This is a genomic window from Variovorax sp. J2P1-31 (assembly GCF_030317215.1).
In the GTDB taxonomy this organism is placed as follows: domain Bacteria; phylum Pseudomonadota; class Gammaproteobacteria; order Burkholderiales; family Burkholderiaceae_C; genus Variovorax.
Genome location: NZ_JASZYA010000002.1, coordinates 1,835,872 through 1,858,495, shown reverse-complemented (window position 1 = coordinate 1,858,495; position 22,624 = coordinate 1,835,872). Strand labels below are relative to the sequence as shown.

Sequence of the window (22,624 nt, the reverse complement as noted above, 5' to 3'; positions counted from 1 at the left end):
AATGCTCAAAGCCAGTAGACCAGGAAGTAGAGGCCCAGCCACACCACGTCGACGAAGTGCCAGTACCAGGCGGCGCCTTCGAAACCGAAGTGGCGCTCGGCCGTGAAGTGGCCCTTCTGCAGGCGCAGCGTGATGAACAGCAGCATCAGCATGCCGATGAACACGTGCAGGCCGTGGAAGCCGGTCAGCATGAAGAAGGTCGAGCCGTAGGCACCCGAGCTGAGCTTGAGGTTCAGTTCGGTGTACAGGTGGTAGTACTCGTAGCCCTGGACGCCCAGGAACACGATGCCCAGCAGCACGGTCAGCCACATGAAGCGGATGCACTGGGCGCGGTGGTCGGCGCGCAGCGCGTGGTGGGCGATGGTCAGCGTCACACCCGAGCTCAGCAGCAGCGCGGTGTTGATGGTCGGCAGCCAGAAGGGGCCGACGGTCTGGAAGGGCTCGACGATACCGGCCGGCGAACCGGTCACGCCGGCCGCGACGCTGGGCCACACGGCCTTGAAGTCGGGCCACAGCAGCGCGTTGTCCAGGCTGCCGAGCGCCGGCAGCGAATGGGTGCGGGTCCACCACAGCGCGGTGAAGAAGGCGCCGAAGAACATCACTTCCGAGAAGATGAACCAGCTCATGCTCCAGCGGTAGGACAGGTCGATCTTGTGACCGTACTGCCCGCTTTCGCTTTCACGGATCGATTCGCTGAACCATTGGTACAGCACGACCCACCACCACAGCAGGCCGAAGGCCAGCGAGTAGGCGCCCCATTGGTGCGCGTTGATCCACTGCCCCGCACCCAGGATCACGAAGAACAGGCCGATGGCCGCCATGATCGGGTGGCGCGACGGCCCGGGCACGAAGTAGTAAGGCGTGGTGCCGTGGGTGGTTGAACTCATATCCGTTCCTGGCTTTCTCTCTCGTTTTCGTTTCTATGGGGCAACTCTTGTCGTGGCCTCAGGCCGCAACCACGTACTTGACCAGCACGATCAGCGCGCCGACGAACAGCGCCACCGCCACCAGGCCCACGGCCACGATGTGCAGCGGCGTGAGCCGGGCGATGTCTTCCTGATAGGCGCTGTTCTTGCGCACGCCGAAGAAGCCCCAGGCCACCGCCTTGACGGTGCGCCAGATGGAGCCCTTGCGGGGTGCGGCAGCCGGACTCACGAGCGCGGCTCCTCGCCCACCAGCGGCGCGGCCGATGCCGTCGGTGCCGCGGGCGTCTTGCCGCCCACCTCGAAGAAGGTGTACGACAGCGTGATGGTCTTCACGTCCTTGGAAATCTTGGGGTCGATCACGAAGGCGACCGGCCACTGCTTCTTCTCGCCCGAATCCAGCGTGTACTGGTTGAAGCAGAAGCACTCGAGCTTGTTGAAGTACGGCGCGGCCTGCTGCGGCGCGTAGCTCGGAATCGCCTGCGCCGCCATGCGACGGTTCTGCGTGTTCTGGAACTCGTACATCACGGTGTTCAGCTGGCCCGGGTGCACCTGCATCGAGCGCAGCTCGGGCTTGAAGTCCCAGAGGCCGCGCACGTTGGCATCGAACTCGACGGTGATCGTGCGCGAGGTGTCGACCTGCGTGTTGTCCGGCACGCGGACGTTCTTGCCGCCCGATGCGCCGCCCGGCACTTCCAGTTCGGACAGCGCCAGGATGTTGATCCCGGTCATCTCGCAGATCGCGCGATAGAGCGGCACCAGGCCGTAGCCGAAGGCGAACATGCCGCAGGCGACGATCGCCAGCTTGCCGACCATGCGGGCGTTTTCGCGGCGAAGAGCGGAACCCAGTGCCATGTCAGCCTCCGAACCAGGCCATGCGCGCCATGAAACCGATGAAGAACAGCACCGCGATGGAGGCCAGCGTGAGCCCCATGCGTCGGTTGTTCTTTTTCTGTTCAGGTGTCATTGCAGGCAATCGTCTGGCGGCGGATCAGCCGATCACCTTGGTGGCGGTCGCGTCGAGCTTGGGCGGGGTCTCGAAGGTGTGGAAGGGCGCCGGCGACGGCACTTCCCACTCGAGGCCTTCGGCGGCTTCCCACGGCTTGGCCGCGGCAGGCTCGCCCTTGCCGCGCATCGCGGGCAGCACGACGAAGAAGAAGAAGTACACCTGTGCCAGACCGAAGCCGAAGGCGCCGACCGAGGCCACCGCATTGAAGTCGGCGAACTGCATCGGGTAGTCGGCATAGCGGCGCGGCATGCCGGCCAGGCCCAGGAAGTGCATCGGGAAGAAGGTGATGTTGAAGGAGATCAGCGACCACCAGAAGTGGATCTTGCCGCGGGTCTCGTTGTACATCACGCCGGTCCACTTCGGGCACCAGTAGTAGAAGCCGGCGAACATCGCATACAGCGAACCGGCCACCAGCACGTAGTGGAAGTGGGCCACCACGTAGTAGGTGTCCTGCAGCTGGATGTCGATCGGCGCCACGGCCAGGATCAGGCCGGTGAAGCCGCCCATCGTGAACACGAAGATGAAGCCGACCGCGAACAGCATCGGCGTCTCGAAGGTCATCGAGCCCTGCCACATCGTGGCGATCCAGTTGAAGATCTTCACGGCCGTGGGCACCGCGATCAGCATGGTCGCGTACATGAAGAACAGCTGGCCGGTCACCGGCATGCCGGTGGTGAACATGTGGTGGGCCCACACGATGAAGGACAGGATCGCGATCGACGAAGTGGCGTACACCATCGAGGCGTAGCCGAACAGCTTCTTGCGGGCGAAGGCCGGCACGATCTGGCTCACGATGCCGAAGGCCGGCAAGATCATGATGTAGACCTCGGGGTGGCCGAAGAACCAGAAGATGTGCTGGTACATCACCGGGTCGCCGCCGCCGGCGGGGTTGAAGAAGCTGGTGCCGAAGTGGCGGTCGGTCAGCGTCATGGTGATGGCGCCGGCCAGCACGGGCATCACGGCGATCAGCAGGTAGGCGGTGATGAGCCAGGTCCAGCAGAACATCGGCATCTTCATCAGCGTCATGCCGGGGGCGCGCATGTTGAGGATGGTCACGATGATGTTGATCGAGCCCATGATCGACGAGGCGCCGAGGATGTGCATCGCGAAGATGCCCGCGTCCATCGACGGGCCCATCTGCAGCGTCAGCGGTGCGTAGAGCGTCCAGCCAGCCGCGGGGGCGCCGCCGGGCATGAAGAACGAGCCCACCAGCATCAGCGCGGCGGGGATCATCAGCCAGAAGCTGAAGTTGTTCATCCGCGCGAAGGCCATGTCGGAAGCGCCGATCTGCAGCGGGATCATCCAGTTCGCGAAGCCCACGAAGGCCGGCATGATCGCGCCGAACACCATGATCAGACCGTGCATGGTCGTGAACTGGTTGAACAGCTCGGGGTTCACGAGTTGCAGGCCGGGCTGGAACAGCTCGGCGCGGATCAGCAGCGCCAGCACGCCGCCCACCATCAGCATGGTGAACGAGAACAGCAGGTACAGCGTACCGATGTCCTTGTGGTTGGTCGCGAACAGCCAGCGGCGCCAGCCGGTGGGCGCGTGGTGATGGTCGTCGTGCGCGTGATCGCCGTGGGCGTGACCGTGTGGGTCGAGGACTGCACTCATTTCAATGTTCCTTGCAATTTCTTCGTCGCGGGGCGCTTGGCCTCTTGTTTAGAGCTTGGCCCGCTCGGTCTTCACTTCGGCCGGCTGCACCAACTGGCCCGTCTTGTTCGACCAGCTGTTCTTGGTGTACGTCGCGACGGCGGCGATGTCGGTGTCGCTCAGCTGCTTCCAGGACGGCATCGCGCCGTTGTTCTGGCCCTTGAGCAGCACATTGATCTGGTCGGTGTGGTCGGCGTCGAGCACCTTGGCCGAGCCGTCGAGCGGCTTGATCGGGCCGGCGCCCTTGCCGTTGGCCTGGTGGCAGGCGGCGCAGTTGGCCGCATAGACCTTCTCGCCACGCACCAGCATCTCGGGCAGCGCCCAGACCTTGTTCGGGTCGTCGAGCTTGGCGGCGGCTTCCTTGCGCTTGACGTCGACCCAGGCCGTGTAGTCGGCGGCCGAGACCACCTTCACGTGGATCGGCATGTAGGCGTGCTCCTTGCCGCACAGTTCCTGGCACTGGCCGTAGTAGTCGCCGACCTTCTCGGCCCGGAACCAGGTGTCGCGCACGAAGCCGGGGATCGCGTCCTGCTTGATGCCGAACTGCGGCACGGCGAAGGCGTGGATCACGTCGTTGGCGGTGGTGATCACGCGGATCTTCTTGTCGACCGGCACCACCAGCGGGTTGTCGACCTTGAACAGGTAGTCGGCCGGGATCTCGCCCTTGGCGCCGGCGTTCGACATCGCGCGGTGCGAGCTGTCGAGCGTCGAGATGAAGCCCAGGCCCTCGCCCTCGCCGGTGATGTAGTCGTAGCCCCACTTCCACTGGTAACCGGTGGCCTTGACGGTGAGGTCGGCGTTGGTGGTGTCCTTCTGGGCCACCAGCACCTTGGTGGCCGGCAGCGCCATCAGGATCACGATGATGAAGGGCACGATGGTCCAGACGACTTCGACCACCACCGATTCATGGAAGTTGGCGGCCTTGTGGCCCACCGACTTGCGGTGCTTCCAGATCGAATAGAACATGACCGCGAACACGGCGATGAAGATCACGGTGCACAGGATCATCATGACCGTGTGCAGGAAATGCTGTTCCTGCGCGATCTTGGTCACGCCGACCGGCATGTTCAGCTGGCGCACCAGCGGACCGCCCGGCAGGTCTTCGACTGCATGCGCCGCGCCGCCGAGGACCGCGCTGGCCGCCAGCAGCAAATTCGCCGGCCTGTACTTGTTGCGCCAAATGCTCTTCATCGTGTTCACTTCTTCAATTTCCGTTTAACCCACCGGCCTGCACGGTGCGAGCCCCGTGCCGCTCAAACGCCACGCAATGCCATGCGAATCTCGCGCGCCAGCGCCGCGCGCAATTCGGGGCGCACATAGCGCCCCACCTTGACCGACCGACCCTGCCCCGACACCTCGATCAGCGAACGATCGCTGACCTGCGGCTCGACCCTCACCTGGTGCGGCAAGAACTCCGTGCGCTCGCAGCGCCCTCCGTTTTCCAGCTCGACCACCAGCCGCCCGCCCTGCAACTCGATCCGCTCTCCGTCGGTCGCGTGCCTGGCATACAGCATGAAAGCGACGCCGACCGCAATGAGCTCGATCCATGCGAACGGCAGCACCAGCGGTGCGCCGTTCAGCCAGAAACCCGTGCCGACGCCCAGCGAGATCACGCAAAGCGACGCGTAGAGCCACCCCAGCTGACTCGGGGTGACCGAGCAGTTGCGCTTCAGAAACCAGTGGATGCTCTGGCCTGAGACGGTGGCAAAACGAAACACGGAATTCGACACGGACGAGTTCGGCAGATCGGTTCTTCGACGGCCACCGCTCCCGTTTCAGCCAGGTTGGGCAATCATCGAACGAGGGAAAAGCCCCGGGAGTTCACGCAACCGCGGATTGTAGCGGGTCGGTTGCACAATTTGACCTCGATCAAGGCCGCCCGCGCTGCAGCATCTCGCGCATCTGGCGCAGGGAAACCGCGCTTTCGCCGGACAGCGCCACGCGCGGCGGCGGCTTGAAGGCATGGCCGTAGATGATTTCGAAGGTCATCGAGATGCGGCCATCCGGGGCTTGCGCGGCCGATCCGGCCAGCGCGCCGGCGAGCTCGGCTTGCCAGCCGCGCCCGCGCAGGCCGGCGAAGCGCGCCGGGTGCAAGTTGCGCCCCAGCCCGCGCAATTCGGCGAACGCGGCCTCGGGCGTGGCCCAGGTCAGCACGATGCGCTCCATGTCCATGATCGGCTCGGCGAAACCCGCGCCGACCAGCATGTCGCCCCAGTCGTGCATGTCGGTGAACTGGTGGCAGGCGGGCGGCCAGCCCAGCCCTTCGTACAGCGCGCGCAGCTCGCGCAGGGTGTCCGGTCCGAGACAGGAGAACATCAGGAAACCGTCGGTCGCGAGGTGCCGGTGCCACTCGGCGATCAGCGCCTGGGGATCGGCCGCCATGTGCAGCGCCATGTTGGCCCACAGCAGGTCGACGCCCGCCTCCGGCGGCGCCTCGACCCGGGCGCGCACGCCCTGCCAGCGGCGCGCGCTCCACCAGGGCGTGTTCAGCGCCTCGGCGGTGCGGGCCGCCAGCGCCGCATCGGGCTCGATCACGTAGGGCACGGCGTCGCGGTAGCGCCGCGCCACCAGCGCATGCGTTTCCAGCCCGCCACGCAGCGGCGACCAGTCGGCCCAGCGCTGGGGCTTGGCCGTGATCCATTGCAGCCGGTCTTCCATGCGCCGGCCGATCTCCTCGTGCAGCCACGGGGAAGCGGGGTGGGCGGGCAGCCGGGCCCACCTTGCGGCGGCCGGTGCATCGATGGTCGGCGGGCGCTGGACGGGATCGGTGGGCATGGGGAGCCCAGTATATTGAGCGATGCGTTCCAGCCTGGCCGCACGGCCTTTCTCGTCTCTGCTAGGGCGGCTGCCCAGCCAGTGCGCGGTGTGCCGCGCCTGGCCCTCGCGGCCGGTCTGCGACGCCTGCGTGGCGCGTTTCGCGCCGCCGGCACCGCGCTGCCGCACCTGCGCCCTGCCGCTGCCGGCCGGGGTGGCGAGCTGCGGCGAATGCGTGCGGCATCCGCCGCCGCTCGACGCCTGCCTGGCCGCCTGCAGCTACGCCTGGCCCTGGCCGGGCCACATCGGTGAATTCAAGTTCCAGGGCCAGGCCGGCTGGGCGGGCCCCTTCGCCACGCTGATGCGCAGCGCGCCCTGGGTCGAACCGGCGCTGGACGCCTGCGACCTGCTGCTTCCCATGCCGCTGGCACCGGCCCGCCTGCGCGAACGCGGCTTCAACCAGGCGCTCGAACTCGCACGCCGCCTGGCGCCGCGCAAGACCGAGGCGCGCCTGCTGCTGCGCACCCGCGACACCACGGCGCAGAGCGGCCTGACCCGGGCCGAGCGGCTGCGCAACCTGCGCGGCGCCTTCGCGCTCGAGCCGCTGCGCGCGGCGGAGGTCGGAGGCCGGCGCGTCGTGCTGCTCGACGACGTGATGACCAGCGGGGCCTCGCTGTTCGCGGCGGCGGCGGTGCTGCGCGCGGCCGGCGCGGCGCACATCACCGGCCTGGTGCTGGCCCGCACCGATCCGCCGCGCTGAAGTCGCCCCCGGGGCCGCGACAATCGGCCCCATGTTCCATATCGTCCTGGTCGAACCCGAAATCCCGCCGAACACCGGCAACGTGATCCGCCTGGCGGCCAACACCGGCTGCACGCTGCACCTGGTCGAACCGCTGGGTTTCTCGATGGACGACAAGCTGCTGCGCCGCGCCGGCCTCGACTACCACGAGTACGCCGAAGTGAAGCGCCATGCCGACTGGGCCGCCCTGCTGGCCAGCGAGGCGCCCGCGCCCGAGCGCATGTTCGCGCTGACCACCCGCGGCACCCGGGCGGTGCACGACGTGGCCTTCCAGCCCGGCGACTGGCTGGTCTTCGGTTCGGAAACCCGCGGGCTGGCACCCGAACTGCGCGACAGCTTCGCGCCGCCGCAGAAGCTGCGCCTGCCGATGCGCGAGGGGCAGCGCAGCCTCAACCTGTCGAACGCCGTGGCCGTGACGGTGTTCGAGGCCTGGCGGCAGAACGGCTTCGGTTAGGGCCTGTGAACAGGCCCTAGTTACTTGAAGCGCCGCACCACCGACTCGGCCACGCAGGCCGGCTTGGCCGCGCCTTCGAGCTCGATCGTGGCTTCCCACACCATCTGCAGGCCGTCGCCGGCGATCGGCTCGGCCGACAGCAGCTTCATGCGCCCGCGCAGCCGGCTGCCGACCGGCACCGGCGACATGAAGCGCACCCGGTTCAGGCCGTAGTTCACGCCCATGCGCGATTCGACGACGTCGAAGGCGCTTTCATACAGCTTGGGCAGCAGCGACAGCGTGAGGAAGCCGTGCGCGATCGGCGCGCCGAAGGGGCCGGCCTTGGCCCGCTCGACGTCGACGTGGATCCACTGGTGGTCGCCGGTCGCCTCGGCGAACTGGTTGACCTGTTCCTGGGTGATGGTCAGCCAGTCGCTCACCGCGACTTCCTGGCCGACGCAGGCGGCGAGGTCCGCCAGGGTCTGGAATGTCTTTTTCATGCGACGCACTGTACGCCGGCGTCTTCGCAACGCGCTGTCCGCGCGGCGACAACAACCGCGAACCGGCACGGGATGCGTCCGCTGCGCTATGTTCGCGGGATATGACTACAACAACAGAAACGGGAACCGACGCGGCGCGCATCTACGTGATCGCCGCCCACCCGCACTGGCGCGATTCGCGCGTCAACCGGCGCATGCTGGCGGCCGCGCGGCAGGTGCCGGGCATCGACGTCAACGACCTCTACGGCAGCTACCCCGACTACGCCATCGACGCCCATGCCGAGCGCGAACGCCTGGCGCGGGCCGACCTGCTGGTGCTGCTGCACCCGATCCAGTGGTATGCGATGCCGCCGCTGCAGAAGCTCTGGCTCGACGAGGTGCTGCACTACGGCTGGGCCTACGGCACCGGCGGCACGGCACTGCGCGGCAAGGCCCTGTGGCTGGTCGCGACCACCGGCGGCCCGCAGGAGAGCTACCACCCGCAAAGCTACAACCGCTACTTCTTCGACGCCTTCCTGCCGCCCTACGAGCAGACCGCCGCGCTGTGCGGCATGCGCTTCCTGCCGCCGATGATCCTGCACGGCGCGCGCAGCGCCGACGCGGCCGAAGTCACGGCCCACGTCCAGACCTTCGCCGAGCGCCTGGCCAGCTACCCGGCCTGGCCCGAACTCGACGCGCTGGGCGACTGCCCGGCCTGCGAGGTGCCGGCGGCCGACCGGCCGGCCCTCGAGCCGGACCGCAGCGCCGCCTTCAGCGACGGGATGCAGCGGGCGCTGGCCGCCATGGCGACACCGGCCGCGGCGGCCGACGAGAAGAAGGCGGCCTGAGCATGGAACACGCACCCGCCTGGCTCACCAGCAGCCTGATCTATTTGAGCGCCGCCGTGCTGGTGGTGCCGCTGTCCAAGGCGCTGGGCCTGGGCTCCATCATCGGCTACCTGGCCGCGGGCATCGCCATCGGGCCCTGGGGCCTGGGGCTGGTCTCCAGCGTCGAGGACGTGCTGCACTTCGCCGAGTTCGGCGTGGTGCTGATGCTGTTCCTGGTCGGTCTCGAACTCGAACCCGCGCGCCTGTGGAACCTGCGACGGCCGATCTTCGGCTGGGGCAGCGCGCAGGTGCTGGTCTGCGCGGGCGTGCTGTTCCTGGTCGGCTACCTGGCCGGCGCGAGCTGGCGCGTGGCGCTGGTCGCGGCGCTGGGCCTGGCACTGTCGTCCACCGCGATCGCGCTGCAGGTGTTCGGCGAACGCAACCTGCTGCCCACCGCCAGCGGGCAGGCCGGCTTCTCGATCCTGCTGTTCCAGGACGTGGCCGCGATCCCGATCCTCGCGCTGCTGCCCCTGCTGGCCGGTGCCGGTGCCGATGCGCACGAGGCCATGAGCGGCGCGGCGCGCGCGCTCGAAGCCGCAAAGATCGTCGGCGTGATCGCCGGCATCGTGCTGGGCGGCCGGCTGCTGCTGCGGCCCGTGCTGCGCTGGATCGCACGCAGCAACACGCCCGAGATCTTCACCGCCGCCGCGCTGCTGCTGGTGGTGGCCATCGCGGCGCTGATGCAGTTCGTCGGCCTGTCGATGGCGCTGGGCGCCTTCCTCGCCGGCGTGCTGCTGGCCGAGAGCGAGTACCGGCGCGAGCTGGAGACCGACATCGAACCCTTCAAGGGCCTGCTGCTGGGGCTGTTCTTCATCGCCGTCGGCATGAGCATCGACTTCGGCGTCCTGATGGCGCAGCCGGGCCTGATGGCGCTGGTGGTGGTGGGCTTCCTGGCGCTCAAGTTCGTGGTGATCTACGCGCTGGCCAAGGCCATGGACGTGCCCTACCAGCAGCGGCCGGTGTTCACGCTGCTGCTCGCGCAGGGCGGCGAGTTCGCCTTCGTGGTGTTCCAGGCGGCCGGCCCCGACGTGCTGCCGCCGGGCGTCGCTTCCTTCCTGATCGGCGCGGTCGCGCTGTCGATGCTGATCTCGCCGCTGCTGCTGGTCGCGATCGACAAGTTCGTGCTGCCGCGCTACAACCTGTCGGCCGGCCCGCAACTGGAGGAGATCTCCGAACAGCAGGAGCCCAAGGTGCTGATCTGCGGCTTCGGCCGCTACGGCCAGATCGTGGGCCGCATGCTGGGCTCGCAGCGCATCGACGTGACGGTGCTCGACCACAACCCCGACACGGTGCAGGGCCTGCGCGAATTCGGCTTCCGGGTGTTCTACGGCGATGCGACGCGGCTCGACCTGCTGCGCACCGCGGGCGCCGGCACGGCGCTGGCCATCGTGGTGGCGGTGGACGACATCGACCAGTCGCTGGAGATCGTCGACCTGGTGCGCGAGCATTTCCCGCAGGCGCGGCTGGTCGCGCGGGCGCGCAACGTGAGCCACCTCTACCAGCTGCTGGACCGCAAGGTGGAGTTCATCGAACGCGAGCTGTTCGAATCCTCATTGCGCAGCGCGCGCTCGGTGCTCGAGGTGCTGGGCTGGCCCGCGCACGAGGCGCGCGAATCGGCGATGGCCTTCCGCCGGCGCAACATCAAGCTCACCCAGCAGACCTACCCGCACTACAAGGACCGGGCCAAGCTGATCGCGGTGGCCAAGGAAGGCCGCCAGCAATTCCAGGAGCAGATGACGCGCGAACGCGAGGAGCGCCAGCAGCGCTCCGGTGCGGATTGGGACCGGCGCGACGACTGAACGGCGCCGGCCCCCCCCCGCGGATCCTCAATCCAGGCTGGCGCCCGATTCCTTCACGACCTTGCCCCACTTGGCGGTCTCGCTCTTGATGAAGGCGGCGAACTCTTCGGGCTTCTCGCCGTGCGATTCGGCGCCCTGCTCGGCCAGCTTCTTCTTCACTTCGGGATCGGCCAGCGCCTTGAGAATCGCGGCGTTGAGCTTGGCGACGATGGGCGCGGGCGTGCCGGCCGGGGCCAGCAGGCCGAACCACGAGGTGGCTTCGTAGCCGGGCACGCCGGCTTCGGCGATGGTCGGCACGTCGGGCAGCGCGGGCGAACGCTTGGCGGTGGTCACGGCCAGGGCGCGCAGCTTGCCGCCCTTCACATGCTGGATCGCCGAGGGCATGTTGTCGAACATCACCGAGATCTGGCCGCCCAGCAGGTCGGACACGGCCGGCGCGCTGCCGCGGTAGGGCACGTGCTGCATGTCGACGCCGGTCATCTGCTTGAACAGCTCGCCCGACAGGTGGATCGAGCTGCCGTTGCCCGAGGAGCCGAAGTTGATCTTGCCCGGGTTGGCCTTGCCGTAGGCGATCAGTTCCTTCACGCTCTTGTAGGGCTGGCCCGGGTTGACCACCAGCAGGTTCGGCACCATGGCCACGCGCGACAGCGGCGCGAAGTCCTTGATCGGGTCGAAGGGCATCTTCTTGTAGAGGCTCTGGTTGATGGCGTGCGTGCCGACCGTGCCCATGAACAGCGTGTAGCCGTCGGCCGGCGCGCGCGCCGCGGCCTGGCCGCCGATGTTGCCGCCCGCGCCCGCGCGGTTGTCGACCACCACCGGCTGCCCGAGGTCGGTGCCCATGTGCAGGCCGACCACGCGCGCCAGGATGTCGGTGGTGCCACCGGCCGAGAAGGGCACGATGATGGTGATGGGCTTGCTCGGGAACGCGGCCTGGGCTTGCGCCGCCAGCGGGGCCAGCGACAGCGCGCCGGCAGCGGCCACGGTGGCCAGGACGAAAGTGCGGCGCTTCGGCGCGACGGCAGGGAAGAAACGGGTCATGGGAAAGCCTTGGAAAAGGTGGAACCAGCGCAGGCGGCATGGCGCCTGCACGCGAAGCGAACGGGCACGGCCCGTTCGAGGGAGTGCGCGGGCGCGCGGGCGATGGCCCGGGCCCGCGGCGAGGTCAGATGGGCGCGACGCCCAAGGTCGTGCCGCCGCAGACGTACAGCACCTGACCGGTGACGAAACCGTTGTCGGGCGAGAGGAAGAACATCGTGGCGCGGGCCACGTCCTCGGCCGTGCCCAGGCGCTTCACGACGATGCTGTCGATGATGCGTTGGGTCTGCGGCGCGCCTTCGGGGTTGCTGTTGCGGAACAGCTCGGTCGCGATCGGGCCCGGCGCCACGGCGTTGACCGTGATGCCGTCACCGCCGAGTTCCATCGCCAGCGTGCGCGTCAGGCCGACCATGCCGGCCTTGGTGGCCGAATAGACGATGCGCTCGGGCTTGCCCAGCGCGGCGCGCGAGGACACGTTCACGATGCGGCCGCGGCCCGAGGCGCGCAGCGCGGGCAGCGCGGCCTGGATCAGGATCATGCTGGCCTTGAAGTGCAGGCCGACCACGTAGTCCAGGTCGGCCATGGTGGCCGTGTCGATGGTGCCGGGCCGCGTGGCGCCGGCGTTGTTGACCAGCGCGGTGATGGCGTACTGTGACGCGATGTGGGCCGCGATCTCCTTCGTGTCCTGCTCGCGCGTGAGGTCGGCCTGGAAGGACACGAGCTTCTCGTGCGTCCAGTCGGGTTGGTTGTAGTCGAGGTTGACGACCGTACGGCCCTGCGCCAGCAGCGCTTCGCAGGTGGCGCGGCCGATGCCGGCGCTGCCGCCCGTGACCAGGGCGACTTCTTGTTGACTCATCTTGGCTTCCAGAACTCTTCAGAAGGGGCCGCGCGGACACGGCCCCGGAAACAGAACGCGCTCAGACGCGTTCGAGGATCAGGGCGATGCCCTGGCCGACGCCGATGCACATGGTGCACAGCGCATAGCGGCCGCCGCTCTTGTGCAGCTGGTTGACCGCGGTGGTCGCGAGGCGCGCGCCGCTGGCACCCAGCGGGTGGCCCAGCGCGATCGCGCCGCCGTTGATGTTGACGCGCGCGTCGTCGTCCTTCAGGCCCAGCAGGCGCAGCACCGCGAGGCCCTGGGCCGCGAAGGCCTCGTTGAGTTCGATCACGTCGATCTGGTCGATCGTGAGGCCGGTCAGCGCCAGCACCTTCTGCGTGGCGGGCGCGGGGCCGATGCCCATCACGCGCGGCGCGACGCCGGCCGTCGCCATGCCGACGATGCGGGCCCGCGGCGTGAGGCCGTGCTTCGCGGCGCTGGTCTCGTCGGCCAGCAGCAGCGCGCAGGCGCCGTCGTTCACGCCGCTGGCGTTGCCGGCGGTCACCGTGCCGTCGGGACGCACCACGCCCTTGAGCTTGGCCAGCGCCTCGAGGCTGGTGTCGCGCGGGTGCTCGTCCTTGCTCACCACGATCGCGTCGCCCTTCTTCTGCGGCACGTGCACCGGCACGATCTCCGCGTCGAAGAAGCCTGACTTCTGCGAGGCCACGGCGCGCTGCTGCGAGGCCAGGGCCATGCGGTCCTGCGCTTCGCGCTCGATCTTGTAGTCGGTGGCCACGTTCTCGGCCGTCTCGGGCATCGAGTCGACGCCGTACTGCGCCTTCATCAGCTTGTTGACGAAGCGCCAGCCGATGGTGGTGTCGTAGACCGCGTTGGCGCGGCTGAAGGCCGACTCGGCCTTGGGCATCACGAAGGGCGCGCGGCTCATGCTCTCGACACCGCCCGCGATCATCAGGCCGGCTTCGCCCGCCTTGATCGCGCGCGCGGCCGAACCGACCGCGTCCAGGCCCGAGCCGCAGAGGCGGTTGATGGTGGCGCCACCCAGTTCCAGCGGCAGGCCGGCCAGCAGCGCCGACATGCGCGCGACGTTGCGGTTGTCCTCGCCCGCCTGGTTGGCGCAGCCGTAGAGCACGTCGCCCACGGCCTGCCAGTCGACGTTGGCGTTGCGTTCCATCAGCGCCTTGAGCGGGATCGCGCCCAGGTCGTCGGCGCGCACGCTGGAGAGCGCACCACCGTAGCGGCCGAAGGGCGTGCGGATGGCGTCGCAGATGAAGGCTTGTCGGGTCATGGTGTTGTCTCTGTTGAAGGTTGAAAGACGGACTGCAGGACGCAGAGGTCCCGCAGAGGGCGCGGAAGAAATCCTGCTTGTTCTTTTGCGATCTCTGCGAAACCTTTGCGTTTTCTGCGTCCGGAAGCCCGCATCAGGCGGCGATCGGCAGGCCGATCAGCTTCTCGAGCTCGGCATGCGAGAGGCCGTCGACCGTGTCGACCAGCTTCAGGCCGGCGGGCGTGCATTCGAGCGTCGCGAGGTCGGAGTACACGCGCTTGACGCAGCCGATGCCGGTCAGCGGATAGCTGCACTGGGCCACGATCTTGCTCAGGCCGGCCTTGGTCAGCAGGTCCATCATGACCCAGGTCTGTTTCGCGCCGATGGCCAGGTCCATCGCGCCGCCGACCGCGGGGATCGCGCCCTCCTCGCCGGTGCTCCAGTTGGCCAGGTCGCCTGTGGCCGAGACCTGGAAGGCACCCAGCACGCAGATGTCGAGGTGGCCGCCGCGCATCATCGCGAAGCTGTCGGCATGGTGGAAGTAGGAGCCGCCGGCCAGCAGCGTGACCGGCTGCTTGCCGGCGTTGATCAGGTCGTAGTCCTCGTCGCCCGCGGCCGGTGCCGGGCCCATGCCCAGGATGCCGTTCTCGCTCTGCAGCACGATCTCGCGGCCGGCCGGCAGGTGGTTGGCCACCAGCGTGGGCTGGCCGATGCCGAGGTTGACGACCGCGCCGTCGAAGATGTCCTGCGCCACGCGGGCGGCGAGCTGGTCCTTGGTGCGGCGCTGGTAGGTGGGGGTGCTCATGGTCATGCTGCCTTCTTGAAGCCGCCGGCTTGCGTGGCCACACGCTCGACCTTGACGACATGGTGGACGAACACGCCGGGCGTCACGATCGCCTCGGGGTCGAAGGAACCGAGCTCGACGACCTCGTGCACGGTCGCGATGGTCTTCTTCGAGGCCATGGCCATCACCGGGCCGAAGTTGCGCGCCGCCTTGCGGTAGAGCAGGTTGCCCCAGCGGTCGCCGGCCTCGGCCTTGATCAGCGCCACGTCGCCGTGGATCGGGTACTCGAGCACGTACTGCTTGCCGTCGATCTCGCGCGTCTCGCGGCCTTCGGCCAGCTGCGTGCCGTAGCCGGTGGGGCAGAAGAAGGCGCCGATGCCGGCACCGGCGGCGCGGATGCGCTCGGCCAGGTTGCCCTGGGGCACCAGTTCGAGCTCCAGCTTGCCGCTGCGGTAGAGGCCGTCGAAGACCTGGCTGTCGACCTGGCGCGGGAAGCTGCAGATGATCTTGCGCACGCGGCCGGCCTTGAGCAGCGCGGCCAGGCCGGTCTCGCCGTTGCCCGCGTTGTTGTTGACCACGGTCAGGTCCTTCGCGCCCTGCGCGATCAGGCCGTCGATCAGTTCGAGCGGGATGCCGGCGGTGCCGAAGCCGCCGATGAGGACGGTGGCACCGTCCTGGATGCCGGACATGGCCTCGGCAATCGAAGGCGCGATCTTGTCGATCATGGAATCTGTCTCCGGTGAGGGGAAAGGGACTGCGCGCAAAGCGCCGGGACCGCTCGCCAATTTGTTCGTATGGCGAACATTTGTTCTTATAATGAATTCTAAACAACAAGACCCGTCATGGCAAACCCTCGAGACAACGACACCGCGCCGGCCCCCGGCGACAGCTACGTGCAATCCTTCGCCCGCGGCCTGCAGGTGATCCGCTCCTTCAGTGCCGCCGCGCCGCGCCAGACCCTCAGCGAAGTGGCGGCCGCGACCGGCCTCACGCGCGCCGGCGCACGGCGCATCCTGCTCACGCTGCAATCGCTGGGCTATGTCGAGACCGACGGCAAGCGCTTCGGCCTGACGGCGCGCATCCTCGAGCTGGGCTTCGCCTACCTGTCGTCGATGCCGATCTGGAACCGGGCCGAGCCGGTGATGGAGGCGCTGGTGGCGCAGGTCAAGGAGTCCTGCTCGGCGGCGGTGCTCGACGGCACCGACATCGTCTATGTGCTGCGGGTGCAGACGCACAAGATCATGCGCATCAACCTCGCGGTCGGCACCCGGCTGCCGGCCTACTGCACCTCGCTGGGCCGCATGCTTCTGGCCGACCTCGACGACGACGCGGTGCGCGCGCGGCTGGAGGCCTCGCAGCCGGTCGCGCTCACGCGCCACACGGTCACCGACATCGACGCGCTGCTGGCCAAGGTGCAGCAGGCGCGCCGCCAGGGCTGGTGCCTGATGAACCAGGAGCTGGAAGAAGGCCTGATCTCGATCGCCGCGCCGGTCACCGACCGCAGCGGCCGCACCGTGGCCGCGCTCAACATCAGCGGCCAGGCCAACCGCACCCCCGCCAAGGTCATGCAGGAGACCCTGCTGCCCGGCCTGCGCGCGGCCGCGGCCGAGATTTCACGGCTGCTCTGACACGTCTTTGGCCCGGTGCTACCCTCCCGCGCATCATGTTCAATCCCACTCAGGAAGAAGTGCGCCGCTTCTTCTGCAACGTCTACGCGAAGAACCGCGACGGCCTGCCCATGGAAGCGCTGGAAACCATCGCTGCGGGCTGGATCGACGCGCACCCCGAATACCACGCCGAACTGGCCGATGCCGATGCCGCGGTGGCGCGCATCTACGACGGGAAGGACGGGCGCGAGAACCCCTTCCTGCACCTGTCGATGCACCTGTCGATCAGCGAGCAGTGCTCGATCGACCAGCCGAGCGGCATCCGCCAGGCGGTCGAGCTGCTGTCGGCGCGCCGCCGCTCGCTGCTCGAAGCGCACCACGAAGCCATGGAATGCCTGGGCCGGATGATGTGGGAGGCCCAGCGCGCGGGCCGCCCGCCCGACGGCGAAGCGTATGTGGACTGCGTGCAGCGCCGCGCTACCCGCGACTGAACAGCGCGGCCGCGTGGGCTGAGGCCCCTTCGCGCAGCAGCGCCGCCAGCGTGCGCTGCGCGGCCGACAGCTCCACGCCGCTGCGCAGCAGCAGGCCCACCGGCTCCTCGGTGCCGGGCGTCGCGACATTCAGGCGCACCAGCGTGCCCGAGCGCAGTTCGTCGCGCGCCGCGCCCGCGGCCGTGAACCACACCGCATCCGAACGCAGCAGCAGCGCGCGCGCCACCGACAGGTCCAGCGTCTGCGTGTGGTCGGCCGGCAGTCGCAGGCCCAGGCCCGAGAGCAGGCTCTCGGTGTGGTGGCGCGGCACCGTGCCCTCGCTGTAGACCACGAGCGGACAGGCCATCACCTCCTGCATCGACAGCGCGGCCGCGCCGGCCAGCGGATGGCCGGGCCGCACCACCATGGCCAGCGGCTCGGCGCAGAGGAACTCGAAGCTCAGGCCGGCCATGCGCTGCGGGTCGCTCATGCGGCCGCAGACCAGGTCGAGCTCGCCGGCGCGCAGAGCGTCGCACAGCGCGGCGTTGGCGCCGGTGCGCACCTCGGCCTGCAGCGCGGGGATGCGCTGGCGCAGCGCCAGCAGCGCATCGACCAGCAGGGTCGGCGCCACGCTGGGCAAGGCGCCGATGCGCACCCGTTCGAGGCGCTCGCCCGCGCCGGGCCGCAGCGCCTGCGCGCCCGCATCGACAGCCTCCAGCACGCGCAGCGCATGCGCGAGCAGCTGTTCGCCCGCCACGGTGAAGCGCTGGATGCCCCGGCGCCCGGCCTCGCCGCGCTCGACCAGCCGGGTCCCGGCCAGCGCCTCGAGCTCGGCCAGGGTCTTGGACATCGCGGGCTGGCTCAGCGCCAGCCGCTCGGCGGCGCGCGCCAGGTGCCGCTCCTGCGCCACCGCCACCAGGCAGCGCAGGTGCCGCAGCTGGACGCCGCGCGCGAAGCGTTCGGAAGCAAGGGGCGGCCGCATTGAATTACCAATGGTTATGAGAAGTCACCGAACAGTCAATTTACATCAGCACTGCGCATGAATAAAGTGCAGGTCCCCCTCGATGCCGGAGACAAGCCCATGAACGACCCCACCCCCCTGCCCTCGCTCACGCCCCGCGACTGGGACAGCCACCCTTCCTACATCTACCCCGGCTACAAGTCGACCGTGAAGCGCGGCCCGCTGCAGCCGCTGATCCCGCTCAAGGCCTCGCTGGGTGAATTGCAGCAGCCGGTCTACGGCCACGGCAGCATCGGCGCGCTCGACCACGACCTCACCCGCAACGCGCGCCGCAACGGCGAGCCGATCGGCGAACGCATGGTGCTGGCCGGCCAGGTGCTCGACGAGCACCGCCGCCCGGTGCGCAACACGCTGGTCGAGCTCTGGCAGGCCAACGCCTCGGGCCGCTACGTGCACAAGGTCGACCAGCACGACGCGCCGCTGGACCCCAACTTCCTGGGCGCGGGCCGCTGCCTGACCGACGACGAGGGCCGCTACCGCTTCCTCACCATCAAGCCCGGCGCCTACCCCTGGGGCAACCACCCCAACGCCTGGCGGCCGCAGCACATCCACCTGTCGCTGTTCGGCCAGCACTTCGCGAGCCGGCTGGTGACGCAGATGTACTTCCCCGGCGACCCGCTGCTGCAGTACGACCCGATGGTGACCGGCACGCCGGAGAAATACCGCAACCGCCTGATCGCCGACTTCAGCCTCGACCTCACCGAGCCCGACTACGCGCTGGGCTACCAGTTCGACATCGTGCTGCGCGGCGCCGACGAGACGCCCTTCGAAAACCGTTGAGCCAGGAGACACACACCATGATGAGCGCACTGGAAAGCAACTTCGGCCAGACCCCGTCGCAGACGGTCGGCCCCTACTTCGCCTACGGCCTCACGGCCACGCAGTACGGCTACGACTTCGACCAGCCCTTCGATGCCACGCTGGCGCTCGACGGCGCCACCGGCGAACGCATCCGCCTCGAAGGCCGGGTGATCGACGGCGACGGCCAGCCGATCTTCGACGCCATGATCGAGATCAGCCAGCCCGACGGCGAAGGCCGCTACCCGCGGTCGGTGGAAGAGGCCCAGGCCCGCGGCTTCCGCGCCTTCGGCCGCTGCGGCACCGGCACCGACGCGCAGAAGCGCTTCGTCTTCCACACCGTCAAGCCGGGCGCCGAGGCACCGGGCGAGGCGCCGCACATCAACGTGATCGTCACGATGCGCGGCCTGCTGCTGCATGCCTTCACCCGCATCTACTTCAGCGACGAGGCCGCGGCCAACGCCGGCGACGCGGTGCTGCAAAGCGTGCCGGCCGCGCGCCGCCCGACGCTGGTCGCCGAGCGCATCGCGCAGGACGGCGCCGTGACCTACCGCTTCGACATCCGCATGCAGGGCGCGGACGAGACGGTGTTCTTCGACATCTGATCGGCTGCCGCCAAGGCAAAAGGGGCGCACCTCGCGGTGCGCCCCTTTTTCGTTTCATGCGCGCGCGGCGCTCAGGCCGTGGCGTGCCGCACGCGCCCCGCGTCCATGGCCTCCTCGCGCAGGCGGTCGTATTCCGGCTGCGGCACCGGCACCGCGTCGGCCTTGCCCAGGTCCTTCATCTGCACGCGGAAGGTCTCGCGGGCGGTGTAGGCCGACACGGCCGCGATGGCGCAGATGGCCAGTGTGATCGAGCCGATCAGCAGCGGGATGTTGGTGGCGCCGGGCGGGGCCACGGCCACGAACAGCGCCGGCAGCAGGGCCGTGATGGCGGTGCCGATGTTCTGCGAGATCGCCATGCCCGAGACGCGCGTACGGGTCGGGAACATCTCCGGGTAGAAGCTCGGGAACACCGCGTTGTAGCCCTGGTAGACCACGCCCCACATCAGCAGCGACATCACGATGGCCAGCGGCACGTTGTGGATGCTGATCGCATACAGGTAGCCGAAGGACAGGAGGCCCGAGCCCAGCGCGCCGACGATGATCGGCAGCCGGCGGCCCACCTTGTCCGACAGGTTGCCGACGAAGGGGATCACGATCACGGCCACGATGTTGCCCATCACCGGGATCCAGAGGTAGAGGTCCTTCTCGAAGTTGATGCCGTAGCCCGGCTGCACCGCGTAGGCGGCGCCGAAGATGGTGGCGACCACCGGGATCACGTTCATCAGCGAGCAGCACAGCACGCGCAGCATGTCGCGCCAGCTCTCGGTCACGGCCTGGATCACCGGCGCCTTGGGCAGCTTGCCGCTCTGGTCGACCTCGGCGAAGGCCGGCGTCTCGTTGACCTCGCGGCGGATCACATAGCCCGCGACGATCACCAGGAAGCTCAGCAGGAAGGGGATGCGCCAGCCCCAGCTGTTGAAGTCGTCCTTGGGCATGTAGTGCGCGAGCGGCAGGAACACCGCGGCCGCCATGATCTGGCCGGCCTGCACGCCCTGCAGCGTGAAGCTGGCGAAGAAGCCGCGCCGGCCGAAGGGCGCATGCTCGAGGATCATCGAGCTCGCGCCCGAGATCTCGCCGGCCACCGCGAAGCCCTGGATCAGGCGCATCAGCACCAGCAGTGCGGGCGCCCACAGGCCGACCTGGTCGTAGGTCGGCAGCAGGCCCACGGCCACGGTCGAGAAGCCCATCAGGAACATGCAGACGATCAGCACATGCTTGCGGCCGTGGGTGTCGCCCCAGTGGCCCAGCATGATGGCGCCGATCGGGCGCGCCACGTAGCCCACGCCGTAGGTGGCGAGCGAGGCGATGATCGCGATCTGCGGGTCGCCCTTGGGAAAGAAGATCTGCGGAAAGATCAGTGCCGCCGCGGTGGCGTAGATGAAGAAGTCGTAGTACTCCAGGGCGGAGCCGATCCAGCCGCTGGCTGTGGCCTTCCTGGACTGGTGCTTGCCTTGCGGCTCGCCGGGTAATGCAGTGCTGCTCATGGGGTGTCTCCTGTGGCTGGATCGGTCTGCGGGGATGGGGGCTGCTGGGCCTGTGATGCCATGCGTGCGGGCGCGTTGACCGCGCCATACGCGTCGTAGGAAGCGACACGTTGCACCACCTCGAAGAACAGGCCGTTCTTCTCGAAGCTCTCGGTGTAGATGTGGAGGTAGTCGCCGGCCGGCGAGCGGTCGAACAGCACGCCGGCGGCGCGCATGCGCGCCACCAGGCCCGCGTCGAGCTCGATGCGGGTGGCCAGGTCGTCGTGGTAGTTGCCGGAGATCGGCACGAAGCGCACGCCGTTGGCGCGCAGCCGCGCCACGGTGTCGAAGATGTCCTCGCAGCGCAGCGCGATGTGGTGCACCGCGCCGCCGCCGCCCGCGCGCACGGCCTGCGCGGTGCGGGTGCGCTGGCTCAGCGACACGTTGAGCACCAGGCGCACCGTGCGTTCGGCATTCGCCACGCCGCGGCTGCGGATCAGGCCGAAGGGGTCGGCCAGCTCCAGGCTCTCGCCGGGCTCCAGGCCCAGCACCGCGCGCGAGAACAGCACCCAGGTGTCGAGCTGGTCGACGGCCAGGCCCAGCGCGACATGGTCGATGGCCTGCAGGCCGGCGCCGTCCTGATCGCTGTCTTCCAGTTCGAAGTCCGCCGCGTAGAGGCCGTGTTCGCCCAGCGCGCTGGCCACGAAATGCACCAGGTTGCCACCCGGCACCACGATCGCCGGCACGGTCGCCTCGCCCGGCCCGGTGGGGCTGTGGTGGCGCTTCGAATGCATGGCGGCGGCCCGCGCCGCGGCCGCTTCGGGCTCGGGCGTGCGCAGGCCCAGCGCGCAGACCGACACGCCGTGGGCCTCGAAGCGTTCGCGCGCGAAGGAGGCCGGCTCGGCATTGACGATGAAGTGGATGCCGCCCTGCCGGTACAGCGTGACGGCCTTGGAGCGGTGCCGGCCGATGCGGCTGAAGCCCAGCTGCCGCAGCAGCGCGCCGAGGCTTTGGGCCGCCGCTTCGTCGACCGCGAATTCGATGAAGGCGATGCCGTCGAGCACCGGCCGCGGCGGCGGGCCGAACAGCGTCACGCCCGGCGGTGGCGCGTCCGCCATGCGCTCGCGCACCTGGCTCTCGAGGTACAGCAGCGAGCGCATCGCATCGACCACCGTGCGCCGGTTGGGCGTCTCGCGGAACAGGTCGTTGAAGATCTCCAGCGAGAGCGGGCCGGTGTAGCCCGCGCGCAGCGTCTGCGCGAGGAAGTTCACCACGTCGAAGTCGCCCTGGCCCGGGAAGGAACGGTGGTGGCGCGCCCACTGCAGCACGTCCATCGCCATCAGCGGCGCGTCGGCCATCTGCAGGAAGAAGATCTTCTGGCCCGGGATGTCGGCAATGCCGGCCGGATCGTCCTGGAGCGACAGCGTGTGGAAGCTGTCGAGGATCAGCCCCAGCTGCGGATGGTCGGCGCGGCGCACGATGTCCCAGGCCTGGCCGTAGCGCGAGGTCGCGCGGCCCCAGGCCAGCGCCTCGAAGCCCACGCGCAGGCCGCGCCGCGCGGCGCGCTCGGCCAGCGCATGGAGCTGCGCGGCGGCCAGCGCCGGGTCGTCCACCGTCAGCGGCGAGGTGTTCGAGCAGCACAGCACCAGCGACGCGCCCATGGCCTGCATCAGGTCGAACTTGCGCTCGGCGCGTTCCAGGCTGCGGCGGAACAGCGGCTCGGGCATGCCCTCGAAGTCGCGGAAGGGTTGGTAGAGGTCGACGGAGAGGCCCAGGTCGGCCGCGATGCGCCCCAGCTCGGCGGCGTCGCCGTTGAACTGGATGAAGTCGTTCTCGAACAGCTCGAAGCCGTCGAAGCCGGCCGCGGCGATGGCTTCCAGCTTCTGGCGCAGCGTTCCGCTGAGCGACACGGTGGCGATCGAGCGATGCATGTCAGCCTTGGACGAGGTCCGGACCGGTGGCGCCGGCCCGGGGGTGGAAGGACGTGAAGGTGTTCATCTGTG

The 22,624-nt window shown here is 68.9% G+C and carries 25 protein-coding genes; 8 read left to right on the top strand and 17 right to left on the bottom strand.

All coding sequences use genetic code 11. From position 1 onward, the window contains the following. Window positions 1–5: 5 nt before the first annotated feature. From QTI20_RS19880 to QTI20_RS19845, 8 genes are all read right to left on the bottom strand, one after another. Window positions 6–887, bottom strand: coding sequence for a cytochrome c oxidase subunit 3 (locus QTI20_RS19880; RefSeq protein WP_286553368.1), 882 nt, complete (start codon window positions 885–887; stop codon window positions 6–8). 58 nt (window positions 888–945) lie between these two features. Beyond that, window positions 946–1,155 carry a DUF2970 domain-containing protein gene (locus QTI20_RS19875; protein ID WP_286553366.1) on the bottom strand — a complete coding sequence of 70 codons (210 nt, stop codon included), beginning with the start codon at window positions 1,153–1,155 and terminating at the stop codon, window positions 946–948. Continuing rightward, window positions 1,152–1,778, bottom strand: coding sequence for a cytochrome c oxidase assembly protein (locus QTI20_RS19870; protein ID WP_286553364.1), 627 nt, complete (start codon window positions 1,776–1,778; stop codon window positions 1,152–1,154). Before QTI20_RS19870 ends, QTI20_RS19875 begins: the two co-directional genes overlap by 4 nt. A gap of 1 nt (window position 1,779) precedes the next feature. Further along, the gene (locus QTI20_RS19865) at window positions 1,780–1,890 is read right to left on the bottom strand and encodes a cytochrome oxidase small assembly protein (RefSeq protein ID WP_286553362.1); all 111 of its coding nucleotides are present in this window, start codon (window positions 1,888–1,890) and stop codon (window positions 1,780–1,782) included. 24 nt (window positions 1,891–1,914) lie between these two features. Next, window positions 1,915–3,546, bottom strand: a complete 1,632-nt coding sequence (ctaD, locus tag QTI20_RS19860; RefSeq protein WP_183027115.1) for a cytochrome c oxidase subunit I — start codon at window positions 3,544–3,546, stop codon at window positions 1,915–1,917. A gap of 48 nt (window positions 3,547–3,594) precedes the next feature. Continuing rightward, window positions 3,595–4,776, bottom strand: coding sequence for a cytochrome c oxidase subunit II (gene coxB, locus QTI20_RS19855; RefSeq protein WP_183027114.1), 1,182 nt, complete (start codon window positions 4,774–4,776; stop codon window positions 3,595–3,597). A 62-nt stretch (window positions 4,777–4,838) separates the two neighbouring features. After that, window positions 4,839–5,315: a DUF2244 domain-containing protein gene (locus QTI20_RS19850; RefSeq protein WP_286553360.1), complete on the bottom strand. Its 477-nt coding sequence runs from the start codon at window positions 5,313–5,315 to the stop codon at window positions 4,839–4,841. A 139-nt stretch (window positions 5,316–5,454) separates the two neighbouring features. After that, complete coding sequence (locus QTI20_RS19845; RefSeq protein ID WP_286553359.1) at window positions 5,455–6,360, bottom strand: methyltransferase domain-containing protein; 906 nt, start codon at window positions 6,358–6,360, stop codon at window positions 5,455–5,457. A gap of 22 nt (window positions 6,361–6,382) precedes the next feature. Between QTI20_RS19845 and QTI20_RS19840 the strand changes: the two genes are divergently transcribed. Both QTI20_RS19840 and trmL read left to right on the top strand, forming a co-directional pair. Beyond that, on the top strand, window positions 6,383–7,099 hold the full coding sequence (locus tag QTI20_RS19840; protein WP_286553356.1) for a ComF family protein: 717 nt from the start codon (window positions 6,383–6,385) through the stop codon (window positions 7,097–7,099). Window positions 7,100–7,130: 31 nt separating this feature from the next. After that, window positions 7,131–7,592, top strand: coding sequence for a tRNA (uridine(34)/cytosine(34)/5-carboxymethylaminomethyluridine(34)-2'-O)-methyltransferase TrmL (gene trmL, locus QTI20_RS19835; RefSeq protein WP_219213875.1), 462 nt, complete (start codon window positions 7,131–7,133; stop codon window positions 7,590–7,592). 20 nt (window positions 7,593–7,612) lie between these two features. Here the strand turns inward: trmL and QTI20_RS19830 are convergent, their stop codons facing one another. Continuing rightward, on the bottom strand, window positions 7,613–8,071 hold the full coding sequence (locus QTI20_RS19830; protein WP_286553354.1) for a MaoC family dehydratase: 459 nt from the start codon (window positions 8,069–8,071) through the stop codon (window positions 7,613–7,615). 101 nt (window positions 8,072–8,172) lie between these two features. Here QTI20_RS19830 and kefF point away from each other — a divergent pair, with 101 nt between their 5' ends. Both kefF and kefC read left to right on the top strand, forming a co-directional pair. Beyond that, window positions 8,173–8,898 carry a glutathione-regulated potassium-efflux system oxidoreductase KefF gene (kefF, locus tag QTI20_RS19825; protein ID WP_286553353.1) on the top strand — a complete coding sequence of 242 codons (726 nt, stop codon included), beginning with the start codon at window positions 8,173–8,175 and terminating at the stop codon, window positions 8,896–8,898. A gap of 2 nt (window positions 8,899–8,900) precedes the next feature. Beyond that, the gene (gene kefC / locus QTI20_RS19820; RefSeq protein WP_286553351.1) at window positions 8,901–10,736 is read left to right on the top strand and encodes a glutathione-regulated potassium-efflux system protein KefC; all 1,836 of its coding nucleotides are present in this window, start codon (window positions 8,901–8,903) and stop codon (window positions 10,734–10,736) included. 27 nt (window positions 10,737–10,763) lie between these two features. Here the strand turns inward: kefC and QTI20_RS19815 are convergent, their stop codons facing one another. The 5 genes from QTI20_RS19815 to QTI20_RS19795 form a co-directional block, all read right to left on the bottom strand. Next, window positions 10,764–11,774 (bottom strand): Bug family tripartite tricarboxylate transporter substrate binding protein, encoded by a 1,011-nt coding sequence (locus QTI20_RS19815; RefSeq protein WP_286553350.1) that lies wholly within the window; start codon window positions 11,772–11,774, stop codon window positions 10,764–10,766. Window positions 11,775–11,898: 124 nt separating this feature from the next. Beyond that, complete coding sequence (locus QTI20_RS19810) at window positions 11,899–12,627, bottom strand: SDR family NAD(P)-dependent oxidoreductase (RefSeq protein ID WP_286553348.1); 729 nt, start codon at window positions 12,625–12,627, stop codon at window positions 11,899–11,901. A 61-nt stretch (window positions 12,628–12,688) separates the two neighbouring features. Next, on the bottom strand, window positions 12,689–13,894 hold the full coding sequence (gene pcaF, locus QTI20_RS19805) for a 3-oxoadipyl-CoA thiolase (RefSeq protein ID WP_286553346.1): 1,206 nt from the start codon (window positions 13,892–13,894) through the stop codon (window positions 12,689–12,691). A 133-nt stretch (window positions 13,895–14,027) separates the two neighbouring features. Then, window positions 14,028–14,684 carry a 3-oxoacid CoA-transferase subunit B gene (locus tag QTI20_RS19800; RefSeq protein WP_183027103.1) on the bottom strand — a complete coding sequence of 219 codons (657 nt, stop codon included), beginning with the start codon at window positions 14,682–14,684 and terminating at the stop codon, window positions 14,028–14,030. Then, window positions 14,681–15,382, bottom strand: a complete 702-nt coding sequence (locus QTI20_RS19795) for a 3-oxoacid CoA-transferase subunit A (protein ID WP_183027102.1) — start codon at window positions 15,380–15,382, stop codon at window positions 14,681–14,683. Before QTI20_RS19795 ends, QTI20_RS19800 begins: the two co-directional genes overlap by 4 nt. 117 nt (window positions 15,383–15,499) lie before the next feature. Between QTI20_RS19795 and QTI20_RS19790 the strand changes: the two genes are divergently transcribed. Together QTI20_RS19790 and QTI20_RS19785 are read left to right on the top strand one after the other, a co-directional pair. Beyond that, window positions 15,500–16,285 (top strand): IclR family transcriptional regulator domain-containing protein, encoded by a 786-nt coding sequence (locus tag QTI20_RS19790; protein WP_286553329.1) that lies wholly within the window; start codon window positions 15,500–15,502, stop codon window positions 16,283–16,285. 35 nt (window positions 16,286–16,320) lie between these two features. Next, window positions 16,321–16,755, top strand: coding sequence for a DUF1841 family protein (locus QTI20_RS19785; protein ID WP_286553328.1), 435 nt, complete (start codon window positions 16,321–16,323; stop codon window positions 16,753–16,755). On the opposite strand, the gene QTI20_RS19780 is transcribed toward QTI20_RS19785, so the two are convergent. Continuing rightward, a complete protein-coding gene (locus tag QTI20_RS19780) occupies window positions 16,742–17,716 on the bottom strand; it encodes a LysR substrate-binding domain-containing protein (RefSeq protein WP_286553326.1) in 975 nt (324 codons plus the stop codon). The genes QTI20_RS19785 and QTI20_RS19780 overlap by 14 nt on opposite strands. A 99-nt stretch (window positions 17,717–17,815) precedes the next feature. Between QTI20_RS19780 and pcaH the strand changes: the two genes are divergently transcribed. Next, window positions 17,816–18,535 carry a protocatechuate 3,4-dioxygenase subunit beta gene (gene pcaH, locus QTI20_RS19775; RefSeq protein ID WP_286553325.1) on the top strand — a complete coding sequence of 240 codons (720 nt, stop codon included), beginning with the start codon at window positions 17,816–17,818 and terminating at the stop codon, window positions 18,533–18,535. Between the two features lie 17 nt (window positions 18,536–18,552). Next, entirely contained in the window at window positions 18,553–19,158 is a 606-nt protein-coding gene (pcaG, locus tag QTI20_RS19770) for a protocatechuate 3,4-dioxygenase subunit alpha (RefSeq protein WP_286553322.1), read from the top strand. A 71-nt stretch (window positions 19,159–19,229) separates the two neighbouring features. Here the strand turns inward: pcaG and QTI20_RS19765 are convergent, their stop codons facing one another. Continuing rightward, window positions 19,230–20,642: an MFS transporter gene (locus QTI20_RS19765; RefSeq protein ID WP_286553319.1), complete on the bottom strand. Its 1,413-nt coding sequence runs from the start codon at window positions 20,640–20,642 to the stop codon at window positions 19,230–19,232. Next, window positions 20,639–22,552, bottom strand: a complete 1,914-nt coding sequence (locus QTI20_RS19760) for a bifunctional sugar phosphate isomerase/epimerase/4-hydroxyphenylpyruvate dioxygenase family protein (RefSeq protein ID WP_286553317.1) — start codon at window positions 22,550–22,552, stop codon at window positions 20,639–20,641. The genes QTI20_RS19765 and QTI20_RS19760 overlap by 4 nt, the downstream gene beginning before the upstream one ends. Window positions 22,553–22,624 lie beyond the last annotated feature (72 nt).

Bases quoted from the DNA above. Each gene is read 5' to 3' on its own strand.
- QTI20_RS19880 (WP_286553368.1), bottom strand. From the start codon at position 887: ATGAGTTCAACCACCCACGGCACCACGCCTTACTACTTCGTGCCCGGG.
- QTI20_RS19870 (WP_286553364.1), bottom strand. From the start codon at position 1,778: ATGGCACTGGGTTCCGCTCTTCGCCGCGAAAACGCCCGCATGGTCGGC.
- QTI20_RS19865 (WP_286553362.1), bottom strand. From the start codon at position 1,890: ATGACACCTGAACAGAAAAAGAACAACCGACGCATGGGGCTCACGCTG.
- ctaD (WP_183027115.1), bottom strand. From the start codon at position 3,546: ATGAGTGCAGTCCTCGACCCACACGGTCACGCCCACGGCGATCACGCG.
- coxB (WP_183027114.1), bottom strand. From the start codon at position 4,776: ATGAAGAGCATTTGGCGCAACAAGTACAGGCCGGCGAATTTGCTGCTG.
- QTI20_RS19845 (WP_286553359.1), bottom strand. From the start codon at position 6,360: ATGCCCACCGATCCCGTCCAGCGCCCGCCGACCATCGATGCACCGGCC.
- QTI20_RS19840 (WP_286553356.1), top strand. From the start codon at position 6,383: ATGCGTTCCAGCCTGGCCGCACGGCCTTTCTCGTCTCTGCTAGGGCGG.
- trmL (WP_219213875.1), top strand. From the start codon at position 7,131: ATGTTCCATATCGTCCTGGTCGAACCCGAAATCCCGCCGAACACCGGC.
- QTI20_RS19830 (WP_286553354.1), bottom strand. From the start codon at position 8,071: ATGAAAAAGACATTCCAGACCCTGGCGGACCTCGCCGCCTGCGTCGGC.
- kefF (WP_286553353.1), top strand. From the start codon at position 8,173: ATGACTACAACAACAGAAACGGGAACCGACGCGGCGCGCATCTACGTG.
- kefC (WP_286553351.1), top strand. From the start codon at position 8,901: ATGGAACACGCACCCGCCTGGCTCACCAGCAGCCTGATCTATTTGAGC.
- QTI20_RS19815 (WP_286553350.1), bottom strand. From the start codon at position 11,774: ATGACCCGTTTCTTCCCTGCCGTCGCGCCGAAGCGCCGCACTTTCGTC.
- QTI20_RS19810 (WP_286553348.1), bottom strand. From the start codon at position 12,627: ATGAGTCAACAAGAAGTCGCCCTGGTCACGGGCGGCAGCGCCGGCATC.
- pcaF (WP_286553346.1), bottom strand. From the start codon at position 13,894: ATGACCCGACAAGCCTTCATCTGCGACGCCATCCGCACGCCCTTCGGC.
- QTI20_RS19800 (WP_183027103.1), bottom strand. From the start codon at position 14,684: ATGACCATGAGCACCCCCACCTACCAGCGCCGCACCAAGGACCAGCTC.
- QTI20_RS19795 (WP_183027102.1), bottom strand. From the start codon at position 15,382: ATGATCGACAAGATCGCGCCTTCGATTGCCGAGGCCATGTCCGGCATC.
- QTI20_RS19790 (WP_286553329.1), top strand. From the start codon at position 15,500: ATGGCAAACCCTCGAGACAACGACACCGCGCCGGCCCCCGGCGACAGC.
- QTI20_RS19785 (WP_286553328.1), top strand. From the start codon at position 16,321: ATGTTCAATCCCACTCAGGAAGAAGTGCGCCGCTTCTTCTGCAACGTC.
- QTI20_RS19780 (WP_286553326.1), bottom strand. From the start codon at position 17,716: ATGCGGCCGCCCCTTGCTTCCGAACGCTTCGCGCGCGGCGTCCAGCTG.
- pcaH (WP_286553325.1), top strand. From the start codon at position 17,816: ATGAACGACCCCACCCCCCTGCCCTCGCTCACGCCCCGCGACTGGGAC.
- pcaG (WP_286553322.1), top strand. From the start codon at position 18,553: ATGATGAGCGCACTGGAAAGCAACTTCGGCCAGACCCCGTCGCAGACG.
- QTI20_RS19765 (WP_286553319.1), bottom strand. From the start codon at position 20,642: ATGAGCAGCACTGCATTACCCGGCGAGCCGCAAGGCAAGCACCAGTCC.
- QTI20_RS19760 (WP_286553317.1), bottom strand. From the start codon at position 22,552: ATGCATCGCTCGATCGCCACCGTGTCGCTCAGCGGAACGCTGCGCCAG.